The sequence below is a fragment of the Rhodopila sp. genome (genome assembly GCF_965276935.1).
GTDB lineage: Bacteria > Pseudomonadota > Alphaproteobacteria > Acetobacterales > Acetobacteraceae > Rhodopila.
Genome location: NZ_CBDIBS010000003.1, coordinates 1,264,527 through 1,280,427 on the forward strand (window position 1 = coordinate 1,264,527; position 15,901 = coordinate 1,280,427).

Annotated in this window: 14 protein-coding genes; 7 read left to right on the forward strand and 7 right to left on the reverse strand. The window is 66.4% G+C overall.

The features are described 5' to 3' along the window. Nucleotides 1–70: 70 nt before the first annotated feature. From ACQY4S_RS13655 to ACQY4S_RS13680, 6 genes are all read right to left on the reverse strand, one after another. Nucleotides 71–538: a hypothetical protein gene (locus ACQY4S_RS13655; RefSeq protein ID WP_428485741.1), complete on the reverse strand. Its 468-nt coding sequence runs from the start codon at nt 536–538 to the stop codon at nt 71–73. 10 nt (nt 539–548) lie between these two features. After that, nucleotides 549–2,525, reverse strand: coding sequence for a hypothetical protein (locus ACQY4S_RS13660; RefSeq protein WP_428485742.1), 1,977 nt, complete (start codon nt 2,523–2,525; stop codon nt 549–551). 168 nt (nt 2,526–2,693) lie between these two features. Continuing rightward, nucleotides 2,694–3,983, reverse strand: a complete 1,290-nt coding sequence (locus ACQY4S_RS13665) for an adenylosuccinate synthase (RefSeq protein WP_428485743.1) — start codon at nt 3,981–3,983, stop codon at nt 2,694–2,696. Between the two features lie 17 nt (nt 3,984–4,000). Continuing rightward, complete coding sequence (locus tag ACQY4S_RS13670) at nt 4,001–5,167, reverse strand: ATP phosphoribosyltransferase regulatory subunit (RefSeq protein ID WP_428485744.1); 1,167 nt, start codon at nt 5,165–5,167, stop codon at nt 4,001–4,003. Between the two features lie 90 nt (nt 5,168–5,257). Then, complete coding sequence (locus tag ACQY4S_RS13675) at nt 5,258–5,896, reverse strand: PDZ domain-containing protein (RefSeq protein ID WP_428485745.1); 639 nt, start codon at nt 5,894–5,896, stop codon at nt 5,258–5,260. A gap of 4 nt (nt 5,897–5,900) precedes the next feature. Then, on the reverse strand, nt 5,901–6,329 hold the full coding sequence (locus tag ACQY4S_RS13680) for a YidB family protein (protein WP_428485746.1): 429 nt from the start codon (nt 6,327–6,329) through the stop codon (nt 5,901–5,903). A gap of 443 nt (nt 6,330–6,772) precedes the next feature. Here ACQY4S_RS13680 and ACQY4S_RS13685 point away from each other — a divergent pair, with 443 nt between their 5' ends. The 5 genes from ACQY4S_RS13685 (at nt 6,773) to ACQY4S_RS13705 (ending at nt 13,776) form a co-directional block, all read left to right on the forward strand. After that, complete coding sequence (locus ACQY4S_RS13685; RefSeq protein WP_428485747.1) at nt 6,773–8,227, forward strand: MBOAT family O-acyltransferase; 1,455 nt, start codon at nt 6,773–6,775, stop codon at nt 8,225–8,227. Between the two features lie 22 nt (nt 8,228–8,249). After that, nucleotides 8,250–9,254, forward strand: coding sequence for a hypothetical protein (locus tag ACQY4S_RS13690; protein ID WP_428485748.1), 1,005 nt, complete (start codon nt 8,250–8,252; stop codon nt 9,252–9,254). A gap of 300 nt (nt 9,255–9,554) precedes the next feature. Beyond that, on the forward strand, nt 9,555–11,375 hold the full coding sequence (htpG, locus tag ACQY4S_RS13695) for a molecular chaperone HtpG (protein ID WP_428485749.1): 1,821 nt from the start codon (nt 9,555–9,557) through the stop codon (nt 11,373–11,375). Nucleotides 11,376–11,864: 489 nt separating this feature from the next. Next, entirely contained in the window at nt 11,865–13,286 is a 1,422-nt protein-coding gene (locus ACQY4S_RS13700; protein ID WP_428485750.1) for a leucyl aminopeptidase family protein, read from the forward strand. A 115-nt stretch (nt 13,287–13,401) separates the two neighbouring features. After that, nucleotides 13,402–13,776: a MarR family transcriptional regulator gene (locus ACQY4S_RS13705; protein WP_428485751.1), complete on the forward strand. Its 375-nt coding sequence runs from the start codon at nt 13,402–13,404 to the stop codon at nt 13,774–13,776. Nucleotides 13,777–14,142: 366 nt separating this feature from the next. Here ACQY4S_RS13705 and ACQY4S_RS13710 read toward each other — a convergent pair whose 3' ends face one another. After that, nucleotides 14,143–14,412, reverse strand: coding sequence for a hypothetical protein (locus ACQY4S_RS13710; protein ID WP_428485752.1), 270 nt, complete (start codon nt 14,410–14,412; stop codon nt 14,143–14,145). Between the two features lie 251 nt (nt 14,413–14,663). Between ACQY4S_RS13710 and ACQY4S_RS13715 the strand changes: the two genes are divergently transcribed. Further along, a complete protein-coding gene (locus ACQY4S_RS13715; RefSeq protein ID WP_428485753.1) occupies nt 14,664–15,563 on the forward strand; it encodes a M20/M25/M40 family metallo-hydrolase in 900 nt (299 codons plus the stop codon). 2 nt (nt 15,564–15,565) lie between these two features. Continuing rightward, nucleotides 15,566–15,853, forward strand: a complete 288-nt coding sequence (locus ACQY4S_RS13720; RefSeq protein ID WP_428485754.1) for a M20/M25/M40 family metallo-hydrolase — start codon at nt 15,566–15,568, stop codon at nt 15,851–15,853. The last annotated feature ends 48 nt before the right edge of the window (nt 15,854–15,901 follow it).

Sequence of the window (15,901 nt, forward strand, 5' to 3'; positions counted from 1 at the left end):
TGGCAATACTGTCTTTGCTGCGTCACGATATACGCAAGCGTGATCCCGTGGCGGCGGGATTACCGCCTGGCTATTCTGACCGCTCCAGTTCCCATTCCTCGACAATCTTCTGCCGCTCGGCGACAAGGCGCGCGCGCCTGATCCGGATCCGTCCGTCGTCCAGCAGCTTCAGCGCCATCGGCAGGATTTGCGTCAGCACGAATCCGAACCCCGCCGCCAGCAGGACAACTAGCACCGTCCGTCGATCCGCCGCCATCGCCACGCAGGCATCCAGGCCGTCGCACTGGAACCAGATCGAGACAATCGGGTGAATGCTGGCGGCACCTTGAAACAGCAGCATGGTCCGGCCGATCGCCTTGCCCGGCGTCGGGTCGAGCAGCCATCCGACAACCCCGGGCAGCAGCAGCAGCAGCACCGCGGCGGCGATGTCGGGGGCGACCGCGATCATGCCGCCACAGCCCAGGCCGACGATCAGCAGCACCAGCCCACCGCTCGCGCGTGACAGCACCGACCCCTTCCCGGCGGTTTTCGTGCTCATCCGGGGCCGGTCATCCGAGCGCGGCGGCCAGCATCATCAGGATCAGCGCGGTCATCCCGGCCGCCGCGGCGATCTCGCGGCCGAAGCGCTGCATGACAACCCGCCTTGCGTCGTCCGACCGGTCGATCGCCGCCAGTTCGCCGTCGATGGCCGCCAGCAGCACGGCCGCCCGTGCCGCGCCAACGTGGTCCTCGGCACGGGCCTTGCCATCCTCCACCAGGGCCAGCAGACGGCCGAGGAAGCCGGCCTTCGCCAGAGCGTCCAGCCGCTCAAGCAGCGCCGCCCGCGTCGACTGGTTGCGCCACGTCTCCAGTTCGGGACGAAGCTGCGCCGCCGCCCAGGCTGCCAGCGCCGGCATCGGCTGAGCGTGGTGGCGTTGCTGAAGATCGCGCAACAGGCCAAGCTGCCGCATGCGACAGGTCCTGGGATCCTTGGTGGCAAGGATCAGGTTTACCGCCGATTCGATTTGCCGGTCGCTTCTTGCCGCGATGAATGCACGGATCTGCAGGTCGACCAGACTGCCACCCGGCGCCGCGGCCGCGGCCTTCTCCAGATATCGCATCAGATCCGGCATGCCGATCACCCAGGCGTCGGCCATGGCCTGACCGCTGCACGGCAGCAGCGGATTAAGCGCGTAGAACACCCGCGCCAGTGCACCTTCCCCGCCTTTTTGCAGGAACACCCGATGCTGGCGCCCTTCCACCGACAGCGACAGCACATCATCGCGGCTGCCGCGCGGGCCGGCGGCGGACCATGTCGACAGGATGTCGTTGCGGAGCAATTCCTCAACCAGGTTCAGCATGCCCGGGTTGCCCCGCATGCCCTCCGCCAGCAGCGAGTCGACCGCGTCCGGCCACAGCGCCGCCTCCCGCCAGCACAGCGGCATGCGCGGTTCAATGGTGCTGATGGTGTGCATCAGCAGCCGCGCATCGGCATCGGCGGCGGTCTTGCCGTCCGCCAGACGAATGCGGATGAGGTCCTCGATCTGCGCGGCAAGCCCGGCATCGCCCAGGCCGCGACGCAGCCAGTGCGTTGCCAGGCCGTTGCGCAACGCCTGTGTGGACTTCTTTTCGTTGAGCGAAAGCGCGTAGGCCAGGGTGCGGGCGTCAAACACCGCGATGTCGTTCAGCATCAGCGGCCGCTGACTTCTCCGGGCGGGCCGAGCGGCGATGCGGCGGATGCGGGCGTTGTTGGGATCGGTCAGCAGTTTGGGTGCCGGCCGATGTTCGGCTTCCTCCGCCAGCATGCCGCGCAGCAGGTCGCCCAGGAAGGCGGGGATCGCGACGCCTTCAGTCAGCGCGGCGAAACTGCCGAGGTCCAGCTTGCGGCGTACGATCGTGGCATCGTCCAGGCCGGCCATCGGCATCTGGCCGGTCGCCAGCACGATCAGCAGCACACCCAGGGCATAGACGTCGTCGGCGATCGTCCCGTCGCCGCGTCCGGCTGGATGGCACATGGCGCTGAACGGCGACTCGAAGACCGCCGGCTGCAGCATCGCCGGCGGCGCCGCCCAGGCGGCACCAAGCGTGATCGGCTGGCCGCGGGCGGCGATGAACATGTTATCAGGCCGGATCGCCCGGTGCGTGACGCCGATGCCCTGCAAGGCGACCAGAACCTGTGCCGCGGGCCGCAGCACGTGTTCCAGCAACGCGGCCTCGGACCAGGCCTCCGTCGAGGACGATACCGGCGGTCCGGACGGCGCGGAGCAGATGACGTAGTAGCCCTGGCCGCCGCCTGGCCGCGGCCCGACCCCATGGCCTAGGGGGATCATCAGGTTATCGATCGGGCCGGTCAGGGATTGCATCGCCAGCAGCCGAGGCGAGGCATGCCGCCCGACCGCCAGCGCGACCAGTCGCGCCTCACCGCTTTGCCGATCGGTCGCCGCGAAGGCCGGCAATCCACCACCCGCGTCGTGCAGCCGTCGGCCGGCATCGACAGCGTAGCGGCCAGCGATCAGCGTGTCGGACGGGGTGAGTTCAGCGGCCATGCGGACGAACCATTCTGGTCAGGCCGCGGAAGCTTAGAGTTGGAAAGGTTGACCAGGGGTTAACGTGCTGGCGTCAACCGATTGCTTTCGCGCGCGGCCGCCTCCGTTGCAGGTCGGTCGCTCCACCGGTCGCGCGCGCACGCCAGCCGGCCCTCCGGGCTGCTGGCATCACCCCTCGAACGGGTCTTTTACCATGATGGTGTCGTCGCGTTCCGGACTGGTGGACAGCAAGGTGACCGGCGCTTCCACCAGTTCCTCGATCCGCCGCACGTACTTGATCGCCTGTGCCGGCAGATCGGCCCAGGATCGTGCGCCGCGTGAGGACCCGGACCATCCTTGCATCACCTCATATTCGGGAGTAGCCGCAGCCTGTGCGCCGGGGGCAGCCGGCAGATGGCGGAAGACGGTGCCATCGATCCGGTAGCCGGTGCAGATCTTCAGCTCCGCCAGCCCGTCCAGCACATCCAGCTTGGTCAGCGCGAGTCCCTGGATGCCGCCGACCTTGATTGCCTGGCGCACCAGCGCCGCGTCGAACCAGCCGCAGCGGCGGCGGCGGCCGGTCACCGTGCCATACTCGTGCCCGCGGTCGCCCAGCGACTGGCCGATGTCATCGTTCAGCTCGGTCGGGAACGGTCCCGATCCCACCCGCGTGGCGTATGCCTTGGCGATGCCCAGCACAAAGCCCACTGTCGCCGGTCCGACGCCGCTGCCGGACGCCGCCGTGGCGGCGACGGTGTTGGACGATGTGACGAACGGATAGGTGCCGTGGTCCACGTCCAGCATCACCGCCTGGGCGCCCTCGAACAGGATGCGCTTGCCGGCGCGCCGGAGCTGATCCAGCCGTTCCCAGACCGGTTCGGCATAGGGCAGGATCCGCGGCGCCAGCGCCAGCAGCCCGGACAGCAATGCATCCTTGCTGAACGGCGCCACGCCGAGACCCTGCAGCAAGGTATTGTAGTGCAGCAGCAGCTCGTCCAGCTTCAGGGACAAGGTATCCGGCTCCGCCAGGTCGGCTACCCGGATGGCGCGGCGGGCGACCTTGTCCTCATAGGCCGGGCCGATGCCGCGGCCGGTGGTGCCGATCCTGGCGGCGCCACGGGCTTCCTCCCGCGCCTTGTCGAGCGCCGGATGCAGCGGCAGGATCAGCACGGCGTTCTCGGCAATGCGCAAGGTGTCCGGGGTGACCGTCAGGCCCTGCGCGCGCACCCGGTCGATCTCCGCCAGCAGCGCGTCGGGGTCGACCACGACGCCGTTGCCGATCACCCCCAGCTTGCCCCGCACCAAACCCGAGGGCAGCAGCGACAGCCGGTAGGTCTGGTTGCCGACAACCAGCGTATGGCCGGCATTATGCCCGCCCTGGAACCGCACGACCACATCCGCTCGGCTGGCCAGCCAATCGACGACCTTACCCTTGCCCTCGTCGCCCCATTGGGCGCCGATCACGGCGACATTGGCCATTGTTCAGTCCCCATGGTTTAGCAATCGGTATGTAACGGCATCGCGCGGCCGCCGCGCAGGATATGGGAGCAGCCAAGACGCGCCGCCTCGGCGGCATCGTCGCCGGCATAACATACCGTCGGGGATAACGCCGCAACCGTCGCGAAGCCATCCGCCCGCAGGCCGGCGACCAGGGCGGGATCGGCGGCGAGCGGAATGAACACGCGGGTGCGCGCCTGACGCGGCGGTGCGACGCGCAGGATGGCGTCGGGATACAGCGTCAGGCCGGTGGCGGGTTCCGTCTCGCCGCAGACATAGCGACCGCCGCGACCCAGTTCCTCGTGCCGGCCGGGGGCGTAGACCGTCACCGAAACGCCGGTTTCGTAGCGGAACCCTCGGAATTCCACGGGATCGACGGTCAGCCGCAGCGCCGGCGCACCGGCGCGGATGGCGGCGACGGTGCGGGCCACGCGTTCGGCCAGGACACCGGCGGCGTTTGGCAAGACCGCCGCCGCCAGCGCCGCCAACGCGCGATCGGCCGGACCCGCCGCCAGCAGCAGGTCGGTCAGCACCGGCGCCAGGGCCGCGCCATGCCGCGTCACCGCCGCCGCATCCTTGCGGTCCAGCGCCCGAGACAGGTGAATACGCTCCGATCCGGTGAAGCCGGCTTCATCCAGCAGGGAGGGCACCAGCATCGGCAAGGTCAGGTCGAAGCTGACGCGGATCAGGCCGACAGCGGCCAGCGCTTCGGCGGCGACCAGCACCGTCTCGGCGTCCGCCTCGGGACTGTCATGGCCGATCAGCTCGATGCCGGCCTGCACCACCTGCCGGTCGGGCGCCAACTGGCTGCCGCGCACCCGCAGGCACTGTCCGGCATATGACAGCCGCAGGGGTCGGGACGCCGTGGCCAGTCGCGTGGTGGCGATCCGGCCGACCTGCGGCGTGGTGTCGGCGCGCAGCCCCATCATGCGCTGGCTGTCCGGGTCCATCAGGCGGAAGGTCTGCTCCGACACGGCCGCGCCGGAGCCGAGCAGCAGACTGTCCTCGAATTCCAGCAGCGGCGGTTTCACCCGCTGGTAGCCGTGCGCGGCGAACACGCCCATCAGCACCTCGACGGCGGAGGCTTCCGTTTCCGCGTCCGGCGGCAACAGATCACGCAGACCAGCGGGCAGCAGGGCCAGGTTGGGGGGCAGGTCATCGGTCATGTCGGTCGTTCAGGTATCAGCCGAGGCGGAAGAAAGGAAGGGCAAGGCGCTGCTCCGGCGTCCGCGGCCCGACCGCCAGGCGAAGCTTACCTACCGCTGCTGCTGAAGCCCATGCGGTTGCTGGACTTGCTGCCCGGTGTTTGATGTCGCCGTGGCATGACGATGCGAAAAGCAGCCCATCTCGTAACAACCGAACAAGGCTGCCGCGCCGACACCGATGGCAACCTTGGTCCCGGTGGACATTCCCGTCGAGGCAGGCGCAGTCGCCTGGCCCGAAACCATGGCTTGCGCCGGTCGGCCAGCGGCGCCGACCACCACGGCAACGCGCTGCGCTTGCTGCGGACCGCCGCCTGCCGGAATGTAATCGACGCTTATCTGGCTGCCGGCCGGTTTCGACCCGACATAGCTGGCGAAGGTGGCGAGGCTCGGGAAGACCTGCCCATCCACCGCGATGATCTGATCCCCGGCCTTGAAGCCAGCCTGTGCGCCAGGCGAGCCCTGGCGCACCTGCTTGACCCGAATGAGCTCGAACGTCATGCCATCATCAGTGATCTGCTGCGCGCGTTCGATGTTCATCCCCAGGCTGCCCTGGTTGTGCGGCAACCCGGCGGCTTCCTGCTGCGAGAGCAACCGGTAGCCCATCCGGTTTTCAGCCTGCGCCGGAAGCGCCGCGCACTGCCACGCGAGCAGGCAGCTTGCGACCACTGTGGACAGGGCGCGGTTGACCATCGGGCTAAACCGACACCGAACCTTCATCCGGCAAGCGGCCGTCCGGCGTCGCGGCATGAACGGCGTTCGGCAGATGCTGGCTGAGCTGCGACAGGAAATCCTGCGGAGCCATGCCCGATTGCGACGACATCGCCTGAACCTGATCGTTTCCCAGGACGCCATGGAGCTGTTCCGGGGAGACCGGCTGGTTGGCTCCATTGCCGACCCAGGACTGTGCGATGCCACCAAGGCCAGCGCCTTCAAACTTGGAGATCAAGCCTTGCAGGCCGCCCATGCCGCCAAGCGAGGCCGCTCCACCCGTCATTCCCTGGTTCCCGGCCTGATTGGCTTGACCGCCGCCAAGCAGGCTGCCGAGGATACCCTGGATGGGTGACGCTTCGCCGCTGGCATTGCCGCTGCCCATGCTGGACATGATTGTGTCAAGAATTCCCATTGTCTATCTTCCTTCTGGAGATGAAGCGAGGCTATGCGTCAGGCTATACGGCCGTCGCTGCGCCGGTGATCGGATGGTAGACGAACAGCACGACGACGGCGACAAACATGCTATCGAGGTTCAGGCCGGTCACCAAAGCCCCCCGATCAGTGAGAACAGAAAACCCTGATAAAGCCGCCGAGGACGATGTCGAGCCTTTAGGCTCTTGCCGCGCTTGTTAATGATCTTGCTGGCAATAAAGCCGGCAAGCAATACCAGGAATGAGCCATTCAATGATCGACATCGTGTTTTCTTTCCAGAAAGGCAGCTTATCAGGTCCGAGCACCGCCCGCAGGAGAAGTGCTCGGACCATCGTTGTTGGTTAAGCGGACAGGACGCTGCTCCCGCGGCGTCCACGTTAACCAGGCATTAATGCTCGACACCTACCCTGGCGCCCACACGCCATGCTCTTCCACACCACCGCATTCATCCTAGGGTTTCTGCCGACCTGCCTGACGGGCTTCCTTCTCGTCGGCCGTTACGGCGGGGGTAGCTGGGCGTTGCGCTGGATCATCGCCGCCAGCCTGTTCTTCTACGCCTGGTGGAGTCCGGCGCATCTGCCGCTGCTGGTGGGCTCCGTGCTGGCGAATTACGCCATCGCCTGGCGGCTGCGCCGCAGCCTGGTGCCGCGGCGCTGGCTGATTGCGGGAATTGCGCTGAACCTGCTGCTGCTCGGCTGGTTCAAGTATGCCGACTTCCTGCTGCACATCGCCGCCCCCGGCGCGCCGCCGCTGCGCATCACCCTGCCGCTGGCGATCAGCTTCTTCACCTTCCAGCAGATCATGTTCCTGGTGGATACCAGCCGAACCCCCGCCTCGGCGCCGCTGCCGGGGCTGCTGCCCTATGCCGCCTTCGTCACCTTCTTCCCGCATCTGATCGCCGGCCCGATCGTCCGGGCATCGGAGATCATCCCGCAACTGACCGCATCCCGCTTCCCCCGCGCACAGTTCGACAACCTGACCGACGGGCTGATGATCTTCCTGCTCGGCCTGGGCAAGAAGCTGGTGCTGGCGGACCTGTTCGGCGGCTTCGCCGACACCGGGTTCGATGCCGCCTCGCACGGCATCGGGCTAAGCTTCTTCGAGGCATGGTACGCCACCCTGTCCTACGCGCTGCAGATCTACTTTGACTTCTCCGGCTACTCCGACATGGCGATGGGCCTGGCGCGGATGCTGAACGTGCGCTTTCCGCTGAACTTCGACAGCCCCTACCAGGCGCGCGACATCGCCGCCTTCTGGCGCCGCTGGCACATCACGCTGGGCGGCTTCCTGCGCGACTACCTGTACATCCCGCTGGGCGGCAACCGCGTCGGTGGGCCAAGGCGCATCGTCAACCTGATGGTGACGATGCTGCTGGCCGGCCTGTGGCATGGCAGCGCCTGGAACTTCATCGCCTGGGGCGGCCTGCACGGCGGCTTCCTGGTGATCCACACGCAGTACCGCCGCCACTTCCCGCCGCTGCCGGCGCTGCTCGGCCAGACGCTGACCCTGCTGGCGGTGGTGGTCGCCTGGGTGCCGTTCCGCGCCGCCACCCTGGCCGATACCCTGTCCATGCTGCGCGGCCTGAGCGGCCTGAACGGCATCGCCCTGCCGCGCATGATCGTCGCCGCCTTCCCGCCGCTGGCGGCCATCGCCCTGCCGGTCGCGGTGATGCCGTCCCTCGGCGATGCCCGCACGCTGAGTTTTCCGGAGATTTCCGCCTGCCTGCTGATCGGCTGGATCATCGTGCTGGCGCTGCCCAACGTGCAGCGGATGACCGACCGCGCCCGCCCCTGGGCCTTGACCGCGGGCTTCGCGCTGACCGTGCAGGCGCTGTTCTTCGCGCCGCATGTCGCGCCGTTTCTGTATTTCCAGTTCTGATGCGCCGCACCGGGCAAGCTTGATGCGCCGCATCCTGCTCGCCTGCGCCGCGTCCCTGGTGCTGTATGGGATCGCCTTTGGCTGCCTGCTGGACCGGCCGCTGACGTTGGGCAGGCTGCGCGCGCAGATCAACGCCAATCTGGCCCTGGGCACCGCGATCACTGGTCCCAAGCTGGTCATCCTGGCCGGATCGAACGGCCCCTACTCGCATCGCTGCGAGATGATCGGTCCCATCGTCGGCCGTCCCTGCATAAATGCCGGCGTCGCGGTCGGCGTCGGCCTGGACTACCTGTTCGCCCGCTGGAAGCCGCTGCTGCGTCCAGGTGATGTGGTCTACCTGCCGCTGGAGGAGACGCAGTACGCCCGTGAACGCACCACCAGCGAACTCGGGCCGGACGCGGCGATCATGCTGCGGCATGACCGTGCCACGCTGTGGACCATGCCGCCGCACCGCCAGCTTGCGGCGCTGTTTGCCTCCGACCTGCGGGCCGGCATCATGAGCCTGCTGGAAATGGCCTTGCTGGACAGCGATTTCCACGATCCGCGCGCGGCCGCCACCGGCTCCACCAACGCATGGGGCGACCATATTGGACATACCATCGCCCTGAGCGCCGCCAGCCGGTCGGCGCTGCTGCATGAGCAGCCGTTCCATGCGACCGCCGCCCAGATCAGCGGCGGGTATGGCACCGAACTGGTGCGGCAGTTCGTGCGCTGGGCCGCCGCGCGCGACATCCGCGTCATCGGCGGATTGCCGACCGGGTTCGCCGACTCGCCCATCGGCACCGACAGCCTGGCCGCCATTCGCGCGGTCTACCTCGGCGCCGGCTTCCTGGAGCTGCCCAACCGCAGCCGCTATCCGCGTTCGGACTTCTTCGATTCGCCGGACCATCTGAACGAGGCGGCGCAGATCCGCCATTCCTTCGCCATTGCCCAAGCGCTGCGCTGCATGATGGGCGGCACTGTTTCCCGCGGTGCCGACCCGCCAGTTCGACTGGTGGCGACACACGCTCCAGCGACACCGCAATAGCGTGATCGCCTGAGGCTGACCCAGTCAGAAGGTGTCAGACAATGATTTAAAGCGCGATATCCACGTTAACCTGAACCAATCGCGCTTTAAGCCAGTGATCCGGCAGCCGGACGGCAGCCGATCCTCGCGGCGCGCCCGCGCCGTCGCCCGCGGCGGCACCTGACCCAGCAGCCGACGGGTTGATGCGCCATCCCTTGGCACTTGAATTCACCCCGTCCGACAAGGCGACAATTCAGATGCGCGCACGCATTGAACACCCGCGCGTGCGAACGCATATCGCGCCGGACAAGGAGGTTACGCATGAGCGACACTGTTTTGGAACAACATTCATTCGGCGCCGAGGTTGGCCGCCTGCTCGATCTGGTCGTCCATTCGCTGTATACTGAGCGTGAGATTTTCCTGCGCGAACTGGTGGCCAATGCCGCCGACGCGGTCGATCGCCGTCGGTTCGAGGCGCTGACCGATGCCGCCCTGGCGCCGCCGGCCGAGGCGAAGATCCGGGTGGTGCCCGACAAGACGGCGAACGCCGTGCTGATCGCCGACGACGGCATCGGCATGACGCGCCAGGAGATGATCGACAACCTGGGCACCATCGCCCGCTCCGGCACCCGCGCCTTCACGCAGAACCTGGCCACTGCCAAGCCGGAGGACCGGCCGAACCTGATCGGCCAGTTCGGCGTCGGGTTCTACTCCGCCTTCATGGTCGCCGACCGCGTCGAGGTGACATCGCGCAAGGCTGGCAGTGACGAAGCCTTCACCTGGGCCTCGGAAGGCACCGGCCAGTTCACCCTGGCGCCGGCGACGCGGGAAAGCCCCGGCACCGACATCGTGCTGCACCTGAAGGCCGACGCGTCGGAGTACCTGGAGCCGATCCGGCTGGAGACGGTGATCCGCAAGTGGGCCGACCACATCACCCTGCCGATCACCGTGGCGCAGGACGGCAAGGACCAGCCGGCGAACGAGGGCACTGCGCTGTGGCGCAAGCCGAAGGCGGACCTGACCGAGCAGAACTACGCCGAGTTCTACCGTCATCTCGGGCATTTCTTCGACCAGCCCTGGGCCACCCTGCACTGGCGGGCTGAGGGCGCGCTGGAATACTTCTGTCTGCTGTTCATCCCGGGCATGAAGCCGTTCGACGCGGTGGACAACGACCGCGAGGCGCATGTCCGCCTGCATGTGCGGCGGATGTTCATCACCGAGAAGGCCGACCTGCTGCCACCCTGGCTGCGCTTCGTCAGCGGCGTGGTGGACACCGAGGACCTGCCGCTGAACGTCTCCCGCGAGACGCTGCAGACCACGCCGGTGCTGGCCCGCATCCGCAAGGCGCTGATCAGCCGCGTGCTCGGCGAACTGAAGAACCGCGCCAAGGAGCCGGACGATTACGCCAGGTTCTGGGACAACTTTGGTCCGGTGCTGAAGGAAGGCATCTGGGAGGACGCAGAACACCGGACGGAGATCGCGCCGCTGCTGCGCTTCCGCTCCTCCACGCAGGACGGCTGGACGTCGCTGCCGGACTACCTCACCCGCATGCAGGCAGGCCAGGACACCATCTACTACCTGTCCGGCGATCACGCCGAGACGCTGAAGACCTCGCCGCAGCTTGAAGGCTTCCGCGCCAAGGGCATCGAGGTGCTGCTGATGTCCGACTCGATCGACGCCTTCTGGCCGGAGCGGCTGGACAGCTTCGAGGGCAAGAACCTGCGCAGCGTCACCCAGGCGGCGGAGGAGACGGGCAAGGATGAGGACCAGCCGGATGTGTCGCCGCTGCTGGCCGCGATGAAACAGGCCCTCGGCGCCCGCATATCCGATGTCCGCGCCACCTCTCGGCTGACCGACAGCGCGGTGGTGCTGGCCTCCGACGGCAAGGGGCCGGACCTGCAGATGCAGCGGCTGCTGCGGCGGGCGGGACGCGCGATGATGCCGGCCAAGCCGGTGCTGGAGGTCAACCCGCGGCACAAGCTGATCGAGACGCTGTCCGGCAAGCTGGCCGACACGGCGCTGATCGAGGAGGCCGCCGCCACCTTGCTGGACCTCGCCCAGGTGCAGGAAGGCGATCTGCCGAGTGACGCGAGCGCCTTCGCCAGGCGGGTCACGACGCTGCTGGCGAACAGCCTGGGGTAAGGCCGCCGCAGCCGTGTCATGACTGAGCCTGGCGACACAGGCGCCAGAACAAGCCGTGATGCGGCGGCGGACTTCCCGCCATTATCGTCATGATCCTTCTTGGATGATATCCGAGGATAAGGCTGCGCGTCCGTCTCCGCACCGCTGTTGGACGGATGCCTGGATCAGGTTCGGGCGCATGACGATGAACGAATGACACAGCTCATCCTCCTGTCACGCGGCTCCATCTGGTTCACCCCCTGCGGCTTTAGGCTAGAATGGTTTCCGATCGCGTTGCACCAATTCGTCATGGCCGAGCTTGTCTCGATCATGACGGTTTCGAAACGGATAGACCTGATCGGAAACCGCTTTAGCCTCCACGGCTTTTGCGCGTGGATACAATTGCATGGATGGCGAGAGAACGTCAGCGGGCGTAGGTAGCAAGGTGCGACGGTTGATCTAACAGACCCGCCAAACCTTCAATGTCGTATGGGCAGAGGAATTACCTATATGCTGGATCAGATACTCGACTGTCTTGTAGATACAGATGATAGCACGCAGCCGATCCATGCGGTCCGGCCCGACCGTCTTGTCGGGTTCCTTAATTCGCTGCCGTCGCATCAGGCCGGCTTTCTGCGCGACTGCGGTTTCGGTGCGACCGCCGGGGACCTTCGCTTGCTGCCCGGCCCGGATGGCATTGCCGGGGCGGCGCTGGGCCTGGGCGAGGATCACACGCCGTTCGTATTCGGCGGCCTGCCGATGCTGCTGCCGGAAATCAGCACATGGCGGCTGCAACCAGGCGACTACGACCCGCTCGCCGCGACACTCGGCTATTGTCTCGGCGCGTATCGCTATGCGCGCTTTCGGCGGCAGGCACGCGCACCCGCGAAGTTGCTGTGCCCGCCAGCGCATGAGGCAAGCCTGATCCAGGCCGCCGCAACCTGGATGGTGCGGGACCTGATCAATACGCCTGCCAACATCCTGGGACCGGTCGAGCTGGCGGATTTCGCCGTCTCGCTGGCTGGCCGTTACGGCGCCGAAGCGGACGTCTTCGCGGACGAGGCGTTGCGGCAGGCCTATCCCACCATCGCCGCGGTCGGGGCGGGATCGGTGCGTCCGGCGCGGGTGGTCACCTTCCGCTGGCGTGGCTCTGCGGCCGCCGACGACGCACCGCTGGTGTCGCTGTGCGGCAAGGGTGTCTGTTTCGACACCGGCGGCTACGATCTGAAACCGTCGGCCGGCATGCTGCGGATGAAGAAGGACATGGGTGGCGCCGCGACGGTTCTGGGGCTGGCCCGGATCATCATGGAGTCGGATCTTCCGGTCCGCCTGGTGGTGCGGGTCGGCTGCGTGGAGAACTCCGTCTCCGGCACCGCGATGCGGCCATCCGACGTGGTGCTCACGCGCGCCGGCCTGACGGTCGAGATCGGCAACACCGACGCCGAAGGCCGGCTTGTACTGTGCGACCTGCTGCACGAGGCGTCGGAGGAAGCGCCTGCGATCATCATCGATTGCGCGACGCTGACGGGTGCCGCGCGGGTGGCATTGGGCCCTGACCTGCCCGCGTTGTTCTGCAACGATGACGCCTGGGCGGCGCAGGTGTTACTTTCAGGTAATGCTGTGCATGATCCGTTGTGGCGTCTGCCGTTATGGTCCGGTTATGACGACTGGCTAAAAAGTCCAATTGCCGACATCAACAATGTGGCATCAAAGCCGATGGCCGGGTCGATCGTCGCGGGACTTTACTTGCAACGGTTCGTCAAGCCGGTGATTCCCTGGGTGCATATCGATTTGTATGCCTGGAATGACGCGACCCGGCCCGGCCGGCCGGAAGGCGGCGAGGCAATGACAATACGTGCGCTGTTCTTAGCCTTGAAGGAGCGGTTGCTGGTTCCATCTGATCAGGACGGGAAGCGGCTGGCGGCTCTATAATAAGTCGTGATGAGTATTATACCGTAATAAGGTTGACTTCGATCCGGAATTCATTCATAGCTCGCACGAGTTATTCATGGGTCCGCATCACATACATGAAGAAAGGTTCAAGGACGTGGCATCTCCCCCTAATCCAGTCTCGGATGCCCAGGTTGGTCTGTTGCGTGATACAGTTGTCGCGCTGGTTCGGCGAGACGGCGCCGATCTGTCGGCACGCCAGTTGGGCGTGTTTCTGACCTGCTACCTGAACGAAGGCGGTCATACGGTCCGTGGTCTGGCTGGCGGGCTGAACGTGTCCAAGCCGGCAATCACCCGGGCGCTTGACCGTCTGGGCGAACTGGACCTGGCGCGTCGCAAGGTTGATCCGACGGACCGGCGCAGCGTGCTGGTGCAGCGCACCCCCAAGGGCGCTGCTTTCCTGCGCGATCTACGATCCATCATGACGGAAGCCTCTGGTGGAAGGAAGGCCCCGAGACGGGCCGCTGCCTGACCTGACGCCGCCGGAGTAGCGTCGTCACTGACCGCCGGCGCGCATACGACGGCGCCGGGTAATGACTGCCCCAGTTTGTCGTGATACCTGAAAACGCGGTTTTGATCGACGCGCTTGATCTTGTTTGATGATCACCCATTCGATGTGGATGAAAGCTCAACTAGAGCAGTTCTCGATTAGGTCGCTCCGTTTTGAACCCGTCATGGCTGGGCCTGTCCCGGCCATCTTCGCACCAACGGCTGGGGGTGGATGTCCGGGACGAGCCGGCCATGACGAATTGGTGCAACGTGATCGGAAACTGCTTTAGGTTCCGCCCAACGGCGACGTGTGTTCCCCCTCATGGCAAGCCGAGGCCTTCATCGATGCTCACAGCGGGATCAGGCCCGACAGAGCAGGCTTTATCCAGACGATCAGGATGAATACTGTCGTCTGACTGGCTGTTCCTTGGCAATGCTGTAGTCCGCAGACATGCCAGCAGCAGCAGACGAATGACTGCCACTGCAATAGCATGACCATGTAAATCACAAAGTTCCCGCACGCATACGTCAGTAAAATGTCCAATGCAGACGTGTTCAAAACGAACGCGCGTGGATGCACGAAGTTGTCAGCCTCGTTCTTGAAGGCCAGCGACAGCATCCATGGGAATAACAGCAACGATGACCGCCGCGATACTAGTTGCCGCCGCCATGGCGAAGACCCAAGACCCAAGCGCGTGGTTGCGTCCGCGGGACCCGTCGCGCCGGGCAATCAGGTCGCTGGTAGGGCTGACGGAGATACTCACGATCCAGGACGTTCTTCTTCTCAGCAGGCCAGTTGTCCAGGGCGCCCGGTTGCTGCATAGACGTTGCCACCAGGCCAGCAAACCCGGTCACACGAAAGGCGTCTTGATGTCGGAAGAAAAAATCACCGCCTGGCTCGTATCCCAGCAGGATGCGATGGTGGCGATGCTGAGGCGGATGGTCGATATCGACAGCGGCAGCTACAACAAGCCCGGCATCGACACGGTCGGCGCGGTGGTGCGCGGCTTCCTGGAAGATCAGCGCATTCCGGTCGAGGTGCTGCCGCAAAGCCGAGCCGGCGACTGCTTGCGTGCCGCGGTGCCGTGGGAGGGTTCTTCCGGCAACTCTCCCAGGAACAACGCCGGCGGCAACATCGTGCTGATGGGTCACCGCGACACCGTCTTTCCGGATGGGGAGGCCGCACGCCGGCCGTTCACCATCCGCGACGGCATCGCCTATGGCCCCGGCGTGGCCGACATGAAGGCCGGTCTGGTGATGAACTGCTTCATCCTGGCGGCGTTCGCCCGGTTCGGCGGCGCCCCGGCCCCGCTGGTCGGCCTGTTCACCGGCGACGAGGAGATCGGCTCCCCCGAAGGCCGGCCGGTCATCGAGAGCGAAGCGCGCCACGCCCGTGTCGTGTTTAACAGCGAACCGGGGCGCGTGTCGGGCAATGTCGTCACCGGGCGCAAGGGCGGCGTGTTCATGGTGTTCCGCATCACCGGCAAGGCGGCGCATTCCGGCGGCAACTTCCAGGCCGGGATCAGCGCCATCGAGGAACTGGCGCGCAAGGTGCAGGCGATCCACGCGCTGACCGATCTGGACCGCGGCATCACCCTGAACGTCGGGCTGGTCAGCGGCGGGCAGAGCGTCAACACCGTGGCACCCTGGTCCGAGGGCCAGATCGACCTGCGCTACATCGATCCGGCCGACAAGGACGACATCATGGCCCGCATCGGCGCCATCGTCGAGCGCAGCTTCGTCCCCGGCACCCGAACCGAACCGAACTGACCGTGCGCGGCGAATTCCTGCCGCTGAGCCAGTCGCCGCCGGCTCGGCGGCTGTTCGAGCTGTACGTGGACGCCGCCGCCGCGTCCGGCTTCCGCACCGAAGGCGAGTTCACCGGCGGCTGTGCGGACTCGGGTTTCACCGCCGCGGTCGGGGCGCCGACGATCTGTGCGGTGGGGCCGGTCGGCGGCGAGGCGCACAGCCCGGCGGAGTTCCTGCGGATCGACAGCCTGGTGCCGCGCGCCCAGGCCTGCGCCAGGGCGATCCTGCGGTTGGATGCGGCTGGGCTGTAGAGCGTTTTCCAGTCAGGTCGCCCCGGTTTAAACCCGTCATGGCCGGCC

Excerpts from the sequence above, each read along its gene's own strand:
- ACQY4S_RS13715 (WP_428485753.1), top strand. The coding sequence starts at position 14,664 with ATGTCGGAAGAAAAAATCACCGCCTGGCTCGTATCCCAGCAGGATGCG.
- ACQY4S_RS13660 (WP_428485742.1), bottom strand. The coding sequence starts at position 2,525 with ATGGCCGCTGAACTCACCCCGTCCGACACGCTGATCGCTGGCCGCTAC.
- ACQY4S_RS13710 (WP_428485752.1), bottom strand. The coding sequence starts at position 14,412 with ATGCTGTCGCTGGCCTTCAAGAACGAGGCTGACAACTTCGTGCATCCA.
- ACQY4S_RS13665 (WP_428485743.1), bottom strand. The coding sequence starts at position 3,983 with ATGGCCAATGTCGCCGTGATCGGCGCCCAATGGGGCGACGAGGGCAAG.
- ACQY4S_RS13675 (WP_428485745.1), bottom strand. The coding sequence starts at position 5,896 with ATGGTCAACCGCGCCCTGTCCACAGTGGTCGCAAGCTGCCTGCTCGCG.
- htpG (WP_428485749.1), top strand. The coding sequence starts at position 9,555 with ATGAGCGACACTGTTTTGGAACAACATTCATTCGGCGCCGAGGTTGGC.
- ACQY4S_RS13670 (WP_428485744.1), bottom strand. The coding sequence starts at position 5,167 with ATGACCGATGACCTGCCCCCCAACCTGGCCCTGCTGCCCGCTGGTCTG.
- ACQY4S_RS13680 (WP_428485746.1), bottom strand. The coding sequence starts at position 6,329 with ATGGGAATTCTTGACACAATCATGTCCAGCATGGGCAGCGGCAATGCC.
- ACQY4S_RS13655 (WP_428485741.1), bottom strand. The coding sequence starts at position 538 with ATGAGCACGAAAACCGCCGGGAAGGGGTCGGTGCTGTCACGCGCGAGC.
- ACQY4S_RS13685 (WP_428485747.1), top strand. The coding sequence starts at position 6,773 with ATGCTCTTCCACACCACCGCATTCATCCTAGGGTTTCTGCCGACCTGC.
- ACQY4S_RS13700 (WP_428485750.1), top strand. The coding sequence starts at position 11,865 with ATGCTGGATCAGATACTCGACTGTCTTGTAGATACAGATGATAGCACG.
- ACQY4S_RS13690 (WP_428485748.1), top strand. The coding sequence starts at position 8,250 with ATGCGCCGCATCCTGCTCGCCTGCGCCGCGTCCCTGGTGCTGTATGGG.